The sequence below is a fragment of the Acidobacteriota bacterium genome, from assembly GCA_039028635.1.
Taxonomy (GTDB): Bacteria; Acidobacteriota; Thermoanaerobaculia; order Multivoradales; family JBCCEF01; genus JBCCEF01.
Genome location: JBCCHV010000047.1, coordinates 43,413 through 50,570 on the forward strand (window position 1 = coordinate 43,413; position 7,158 = coordinate 50,570).

Annotated in this window: 7 protein-coding genes; 5 read left to right on the plus strand and 2 right to left on the minus strand. The window is 67.3% G+C overall.

What is annotated here, in order from left to right; all coding sequences use genetic code 11:
* Positions 1 to 56 precede the first annotated feature (56 nt).
* Positions 57 to 1,355 (plus strand): hypothetical protein, encoded by a 1,299-nt coding sequence (locus AAF604_17800; protein MEM7051526.1) that lies wholly within the window; start codon positions 57 to 59, stop codon positions 1,353 to 1,355.
* Between the two features lie 48 nt (positions 1,356 to 1,403).
* On the opposite strand, the gene AAF604_17805 is transcribed toward AAF604_17800, so the two are convergent.
* Both AAF604_17805 and AAF604_17810 read right to left on the minus strand, forming a co-directional pair.
* Positions 1,404 to 2,696 carry an outer membrane protein transport protein gene (locus AAF604_17805; GenBank protein ID MEM7051527.1) on the minus strand — a complete coding sequence of 431 codons (1,293 nt, stop codon included), beginning with the start codon at positions 2,694 to 2,696 and terminating at the stop codon, positions 1,404 to 1,406.
* A 73-nt stretch (positions 2,697 to 2,769) separates the two neighbouring features.
* Entirely contained in the window at positions 2,770 to 3,225 is a 456-nt protein-coding gene (locus tag AAF604_17810; protein ID MEM7051528.1) for a metallophosphoesterase family protein, read from the minus strand.
* A 173-nt stretch (positions 3,226 to 3,398) separates the two neighbouring features.
* Between AAF604_17810 and AAF604_17815 the strand changes: the two genes are divergently transcribed.
* The 4 genes from AAF604_17815 (at position 3,399) to AAF604_17830 (ending at position 7,019) form a co-directional block, all read left to right on the plus strand.
* Positions 3,399 to 3,737, plus strand: coding sequence for an STAS domain-containing protein (locus AAF604_17815; protein ID MEM7051529.1), 339 nt, complete (start codon positions 3,399 to 3,401; stop codon positions 3,735 to 3,737).
* Positions 3,738 to 3,811: 74 nt separating this feature from the next.
* Positions 3,812 to 4,822 carry an asparaginase gene (locus AAF604_17820; protein ID MEM7051530.1) on the plus strand — a complete coding sequence of 337 codons (1,011 nt, stop codon included), beginning with the start codon at positions 3,812 to 3,814 and terminating at the stop codon, positions 4,820 to 4,822.
* A gap of 189 nt (positions 4,823 to 5,011) precedes the next feature.
* Positions 5,012 to 5,485 (plus strand): rhodanese-like domain-containing protein, encoded by a 474-nt coding sequence (locus tag AAF604_17825; GenBank protein ID MEM7051531.1) that lies wholly within the window; start codon positions 5,012 to 5,014, stop codon positions 5,483 to 5,485.
* An 85-nt stretch (positions 5,486 to 5,570) separates the two neighbouring features.
* On the plus strand, positions 5,571 to 7,019 hold the full coding sequence (locus AAF604_17830; protein MEM7051532.1) for an FAD-binding protein: 1,449 nt from the start codon (positions 5,571 to 5,573) through the stop codon (positions 7,017 to 7,019).
* Positions 7,020 to 7,158 lie beyond the last annotated feature (139 nt).

Consider the following 7,158-nt stretch of genomic DNA (forward strand, 5'->3'; position numbering starts at 1 on the left):
GACCAGACCGACGCGCCGAGGTGACGCGATTTTTCTCGGGGCCGAGGAGGATAGAAATGTCTCGCCAAGCTTCTCGCGGTTTGACCACCGCACTGTTGCTCGCTGTCGCCCTGGTGGTGGGATTGGGCGTTCACCAACTGATTGCCCGACCCGCCAGCCTCGGTGGGGTCGGCCCCGACGTCACCGTGATCCGCCTCGACAGCACTCGCAACTACGGTGCCGAGAACGGCATCCGGGGCTACGCCGTCGGCACCACGAGCTGCAACCGCGGCAACGCTCCTCTGTGGTGGTGCGATGACCCGCGCAGCTACTGCGCCGACGAGCAGCATCCGGTGATCGCCCAGAACCTGTATCGGCTCAAGGACGGCCGCTTCGAGCAGATCGGCATGAGCTGGCTGAAGCACGGCTTCGAGAGCACCAACACGCCCTCGGCGGCTTGCGGAAACTGCACCGATCCACCCCATGGCCTCGACCAGCTCGGGATCGGCTGTACCGACACCTATGGTCCATCCCTGAACGGCAGTCGCCCGATGGGCAAGCGGTCGGAAGTGGATGCGCGCACCGGCGCCTTCGACTTTCCGATCACCCCCACCGGCTCTTCGACGAGCTTCGACCAGCGGCTCAAGGTTCTCGAGTCGGACGTCGATCCGAGCCTCAATACGGGAGCTCTCTACTGGGTGGAGGGGCACTACATCGCCGAGGACGATGCGGCGGCGGGCAACGGTCTCAACAACGCCTCCTATCGCCGGGTCACGGTCGGCAGTACGTCGCGCAATCTCAACGTCACCGGCTCGACCTTCGAGGGCGATCCCGCCATCTACGCTTGGAAGGCCAACGATGCGGAGGTACGGCTGGTGCCCGTCGATGTCGAGGTCTCGGGCGTCACGGAGCGTTTCCACGTCGCCCGACAGACGACTGCGGTGACCGGCGGGGTGCACTACGAGTATGCCGTCCACAACCTCAACTCGGACCGCTCGGCGCGCCGCTTCGCGGTGACCTTCCCGGCCGCGGCGACGATCTCGAACGTCGGATTCTCGGGGGTCGTGCATCACTCCGGCGAGCCCTACGCCACCGCCGCCTGGACACCGGACCTGTCGACCCCGAACCAGGTCTCCTGGTCAACGGACAGCTTCGCCACCGATGCCAACGCCAATGCGCTGCGCTGGGGCACCATGTTCTCCTTCTGGTTCGATTCGACCTTGCCGCCGACGGCCGGAGTCGAAGAGACCCTGGAGCTGTTCAAGCCCGGCTCGCCGACGGAGCTGACCTTCCGGGTCTTCGAGCCGGTGTTCAGCAATGGCTTCGAAAGCGGCTCGACGGCCACCTGGGACGACGTCTGTCCGCCCAACTGCTGAGCCCGCCGGGCAGGACCCTGGTTCTGAGCTCGAGGCGAGCTTCCGTCGCTAGAAGGCCCAGCGGGCCGAGGCCGACCAGACCTGGTCGTCGGCGGTGTAGCTGCCGCGCACCTGCGGGTTGCGCGGCTCCTGGAGCACGCCGTCGATCGAGTCGTGGTCGTGGAACGAGTAGCCGACGTCGAAGGTGACCTTGGAGGTCCGGAAGCTGGCGCCGATGGCGTAGATCAGGGCATCGCCCCGCGGGAAGCCGGGATCGAGACGATCCTCGGGAACCGGCGAGGGCTCGAGGGCGAGACCACCGAAGAGGGTGAAGGACTCGTTCAAGGAGCCCTCGGCACCGATTCGGATCGACAGCGTGTCATCCCAGTCGCGGCGGTCGAGGAAGGTCGCCGGCAGGTCGTCCGCCGGGCTTCCCGAGAAGCGCTGGTCGAAGTCCGACCAGGCCTGATAGGCGAGGTTGATCTCGACGACGAGCTCCGGATAGGGGGCGAACCAGACGCCGCCGCGAAGCTCCTGGGGCAGCTCGACGCTGTGGTCGAAGGGCTCGCTCCCGGCGTTGGCCAGGAGGTCCGCCAAGTTGGCCTGGGCGGCGGCGGTGAAGGGTTGATCCCGCACGCTGCGCTCGAGGCGATCGTCGCCCTCGACCTCGAGGGGGCTGCGGTAGACCGCGCCCCAGCCCCAGACCGGGGTTTCGAAGTGCACCGCGAGGTCGAAGGCGAGGCCATCGACACTGGCATTGGCGTCGACCAGGACTTCCGCCGGCTCGAGCACCGCCGGGTCGTCGCCGGCGATCTCGAGGGCGCTGTTGACGCCCTGCTCGAAAGACCCGAAGACGTAGCGCAGCCCGCCGCCGACGCTCCAGCGATCGTCGATCGCATAGGCCGCCACCGGGTGCAGCTCCCAGAGCTGGAGCTCCGTCAGGCGGTTGAGGAAGCGCGGCTCGAAGAACACCGGATCCCAATCCTCCCGGTGCCAGTAGGTGGTGTCGAGGCCGGCGCCGAAGGCCCAGCGGCCGAAGCGCTCTTGGTTGTTCCAGGTGACGTAGACGAAGGGCGGAAAGTTGATCACGTGGTCGGCCGCCAGGGAGCCGTCGCTGCCGCTGGTGTACTCGTCCGTGGCGTTGTTGAAGTCGAGGCCGCCGGCGATGTGAATGCCCTCCAGGCGAGCGATCCCGGCAGGGTTGTAGAACACCGCCGTGGCGTCGTCGGCGCGCGCCGTCATGGCACCCACCTGGGCCGTGGCCCGGCCGCCGTGCTGAAAGCGAAAGAAGCCGGAGGCTGCGGCCGGCGCGGCCAGGGCGATGGCGAGGAGGAGGGCGGTGAGGGATCTCGAAACGGTCATGGGTCGGTCTCGCAGTGGCTGGGCGGTGATTCGATAGGCGGCCGGAAGCCGCGGGTCTCTTCAGGCGTCGTGCTCAATCGTCGACGACGTGGATCTCGGGCTCGATGCGGCCGTCTCGCAGGGTGACTCGGGCGAGGGTCAATGGGAGCTGGAAGCGCCGCCGCCCGCAGGCGCCGGGGTTGAGTAGCAGGCACCCGCCGCGCCATTCGAGCTCGGGTCGGTGGGAATGGCCATAGACGATGAGACGGGCGCTGCGGGCCCATTCGTCTTCGACATCCTGGCGGCGGTGGATCATGCGATAGGTGAGTCCGCCGAGCTCTCCTTCGAGCACGTCCGGCAGGGCGCCGTAGGAGGGGCCGCGGTCGTTGTTGCCGCGTACCGCCGCCACCGGCGCGACCGCCGCCAGTCGATCGAGAATCGCCGGGTCGCCGATATCGCCGGCGTGCAGGATTGCCTCGCAGCCGGCCAGCAGGTCGAGCACCTGGGGGCGCAGCAGCCCATGGGTGTCGGAGAGGACGCCGATTCTCATGGCGCCGATCATCGCAGGGGGCAAGGGACGGTTCAAGCTTCCGCCGCAGCCTCCTCGCGTCTCGAGGACGGGCTGCCGCGGGTCGGCGACCGGGGAATGACGACTTTCGCGGCACCTGCTACCATCGGCAGCGTTCCTTCAACTTCGCCTTCAGGGCCGAAAGACCACGCTCCATGATCGTCAGCAAGAGCCGGCATCCGCAGGGAATCGTGTTGCGCGTCGAAGGGGTGATCAAGCTCGGCGAGAGCGCCGAGTTCCTCGCCCAGACTCTCGATCGCATCCTGTCGCAGGAGGAAGGGGACGTGGTTCTCGACCTCGAGCAGATCAACTACATCGATTCCACCGGAATCGGTGAGCTGGTGGGCTACCTGGGGCGATTTGGTGAGCGCCAGCGCAAGATGGTGCTGGTGCGGCCATCGGAGCGCATTCACAAGCTGCTCGAGCTCGCCAACCTGTTGCCGTTGTTCCAGATCTACGAATCCGTGGACGCGGCGCTGGGGACCGCGGACTGAGCTTGCGCAGCTCCCATTCGGGGGGCGACTCGGGCAGCCGGAGGAGCGCTCCCGAAAGGGCGGAGCTGGTGCCGGTGGTCGCCACCGATCGCAACGGCTTCGTCGAATCGCTGCACTTCGGCGCGGCCGCCGTCGCCCGGCCCGATGGCCGCTTGATCGCCGCCGTCGGCGATGCCGCCTACGAGACCTTCGTCCGATCTTCCGCCAAGCCTTTCCAGGTGCTGGCGCTGCTGCTGGCACCGAGGGCCGACGAGCTCGCCCTGACGGAGCGCGAGATCGCGCTGGCTTGTGCCTCCCACGGTGGCTTGCCGGAGCACGTCGAAGTGGCTCGCGGCCTGCTGGCCCGAGCCGGCCTCGGCGAAGGTCACCTCGCCTGCGGCGCCCATCCGCCGATGGATGCGGACCACGCCCGCGCCTTGGTGGTCGCCGGTACCGAGCCGACGCCGCTGCACAACAACTGCTCCGGCAAGCATGCCGCCATGCTGCTGGCCTGTCATCTCCGGGGGTGGCCGACGATGGGCTACACGGAGGGCGGCCACCGAATTCAGGAAGAGGTGCGGCGCTGGGTGGGCACCTGCTGTCGGGTGGGGGCGGAGACCGTCGGGGAAGGCCTCGACGGCTGCAGCGTGCCGACCTTTCATCTTTCCTTGCTGGCGGTGGCGCGCGGTTACGCCGCCCTCGTCGAGCCTGCCGCCGCCGGTCTGGCGCCGCGGGTGGCGCGGGCGGTGGAGCGGGTCTTCGCCGCCATGGGGCGGGAGCCGATGATGGTGGCCGGCCCGGGGCGCTTCACCACCCGTCTGATGGAGGTGACGGCCGGTCGCATCGTCGGCAAAGAAGGGGCCGAGGGCTTCTATGCCATGGCGGTGCAAGGGCCGCGGCGTCTCGGCATGGCCTTTAAGATCGCCGATGGCGGCGATCGCGCGCGCGACGTCATGGCCCTCGAGCTGCTGCAGCGGTTCGACTGCTTGACGGCCGAGGAGCTGACCGCCCTCGACGACTTTCGCCGGCCGGTGCTGCGCAATCACCGTCTCCTGCCGGTGGGCACCATCGCGCCCTTGCCCTTTCCAGTGACGGCGATCGACTAACCCGACCGGCTCACCGCACCCCTCAGCGAAAAGTCCTAGGTGGTTGAAGATTCAAGGCATCCGCCGATGCCGCGACACCGCCTTACTCGACGAGCCGAGGAGTAGAGCCGGCAGATGACGCCGCAGATTCGACGACCTGAGGCCGTGCAGCAGGGAGCCGGTGAGAAGTTCGGGCTAGACTCTCGAATTGTGAAGAGGTCCGCTTGGCTCCGCTTCGGGGGCCCGCTGCTGGTTCTCGCGTTGCTGATCTCGGGCTGTCGTTCCGCCGCCCTGCGCGAGGGCGACCTGCTCGAGGTGCTGCCCGGCGTCGCCTTCGAGATGCTGCGCGACACTCCGACCCTGAAGATTCTCGATGTGCGGCCGAGTGCCGTGTTCCACGGTCCCAAGGGACACTTGGTGGGGGCCGTCAGCGTGCCCTTGGCGCGCTTCGAGGAGCGCCGCGAAGACCTCTTGCGGCTGCGCGGCGAGACCTTCTTGGTCTACGGTGGCGAGGGTATCGACCGTGCGCTCCTGGAGGAGCGGCTCCTCGCCCTCGAGCTCGAACGAGCAGTGATCATCGATGGCGGTATCGAGGCCTGGATCAAGGACGGCTTCGGCACCATCGATCGTGATGCCGACGACGATGGCTCGCGCTGTGCGCGGGCCGCGAGTGCGATACGATAGAGGCCCCGACCGGAGCTCTCGATCCGGTCCGTTCCGGCGGTCTCCTTCCGCCGGCCGTCAAGCTACCTGAGTAGAGGGAGATTCCATGGCTGTCCACTCTCCGATCGACAAGACCGAAGCCCTGCTCGGTCTCAAAGAGCGCCTCGGCGACGTCATCGTCCTCGAGGAGGCGGTACGCGAAGAGTTCAAGACCGACTTCGGACGGGTCGTGCACCAAGTGCCCGGAGCCGTCGCCCGCTGCACTTCCACCGAGCAGGTGGCCGAAGTGGTGCGGTTCTGCCGCGAGCACGGCATCGTGGTGGTCGCCCGCGGCCAGGGTCATACCCAAACCGGACAGTCGACCACCGATGGCGGCATCGTCATCGACACGGCGGCGATGTGCAAGATCCACGAGATCGATGCCGAAGGCCTCTTCGCGCAGTGCGACGGCGGGCTCGTGTGGCGTGACCTGGTGGCGGCCACGGTGCCCCTGGGTCTGGTCCCGCCGGTGTTGACCAACAACCTCGGCGTTTCCCTCGCCGGCACCGTCTCGGTCGCCGGTCTGGGCGTGGCGAGCTACCGCTACGGCACCCAGGCGGACAACGCCATCGAGCTCGAGGTGGTCACCGGCACCGGCGAAGTGGTGGTCTGCTCGCGGGAACAGAACGCGGATCTCTACAACGCGGTCCGTTGTGGCTTCGGCCAGTTCGGCATCATCACGCGGGTCAAGATGCGGCTGCGGCGCTGCAAGCAGAAGGTGCGCATGTACCACCTGCTCTACGACGAGCTCGACACCTTCATGGACGATGCCGACTTCGTCATGCGGCCGGAGAACCACGACCGCTTCCACACCCTGGAGTCGCGCTGTGCCGCCTGTCCGATCTTCACCAAGAGCATCGGTGAGGGTCTGACCCTGGGTGAGGGCCAGCAGCTCTACGCCTACTGGATGTACCCGATGTTCCTGACGGTGGAGTACGACGAGGGCGAGAACCCGGACGATGCGGCGGTCCTCGACGGCCTGAAGCACTACCGTCACCTGCGCACCGAGGAGTACACCCAGCTCGGCTTCTGCAACCGCCTGGTGCCGATCTTCGATCTCTGGCACCGTTCCGGCAACTGGGAGATGCACCATCCTTGGGTCGAGACCACCCTCACCTGGGACATGGCTCGGGAGCTGATCCCGACGGTGCTGGAGAGCTTCCCGCCGCAGGCCCTCGGCCCCGGCGGTCACATCCTGCTGTGGCCGGCCCGTAGCGACAACTCGGACGTGCCTCTCTTCATGTATCCGGAGGGGGCCACCAATCTGATGGGCTTCGGCATTCTGCCGGCGGTTCCGACCCAGTTCCTCGACCAGGCCCTGTCGCAGCTCGAGATGTTCCACGAGCTCACCGTCGCCTACGGCGGCAAGCGCTATCTCTCGGGCTGGATCAGCTTCAAGACCCCGGAGGATTGGGAGAACCACTTCGGGGCCGAGAAATGGGCCTTGATCAAAGATGCCAAGCGGCGTTTCGATCCCGACGGCCTCCTCAATCCGGGTTTCTTCCAGTTCGAGTAGCCGCGCGACGAGAACCCGACGCCGCGGAGAGCGGCACTGAAAAGGCCAGCCCGGGAGGGCTGGCCTTTTTGCTTTCTAGCAGGCTGCTGAAAAGGTCATCGGCAACCTGCTTCCGGGCCCGAGAGGGCCCGGCGGCGGC